This is a genomic window from Lacinutrix sp. MEBiC02404 (genome assembly GCF_053601575.1).
In genome coordinates, this window is the sequence record NZ_JBSHNV010000122.1 from 1 (window position 1) to 479 (window position 479).

The window sequence follows — 479 nt, forward strand, 5'->3', positions numbered from 1 at the left end:
AACTAAGATAGTACCACCAGCTCCACAAGTAGAAGTAAGGTTAGCAAAAGCATAATCAGAAGTTACATCAAATACTGCATCTGTATCACAAGCATCTGTACCACAAGATTGAAGTGCTAATATGTTAGCAGCATTCCAATCATTCGCGATCGTTTCGTTATCTGTTCCGTTACATTCTATAGTTTCGTCTATTACAGTACAAGCCGTTAAGTCAGGACCGATAGAATCTTCAAGCGTAAGCGTTGCAGTAAGTATGGTTTCATTACCACAATCATCAGCAGCCGTATATATTACTTAAATAGTTCCACCAGCACCACAAGTTGAAGCTAGGTTAGCAAAAGCATAATCAGAAGTTACATCAAATACTGCATCTGTATCACAAGCATCTGTACCACAAGATTGAAGTGCTAATATGTTAGCAGCATTCCAATCATTCGCAATCGTTTCGTTATCTGTTCCGTTACATTCTATAGTTTCGT

At 38.2% G+C, this 479-nt stretch carries 1 protein-coding gene; it reads right to left on the reverse strand.

Translation table 11 applies throughout. The features are described 5' to 3' along the window. Positions 1-294: 294 nt before the first annotated feature. On the reverse strand, positions 295-479 hold a 185-nt coding region (locus tag ACVCXO_RS02950; protein WP_452228105.1), incomplete at its 5' end, for a hypothetical protein.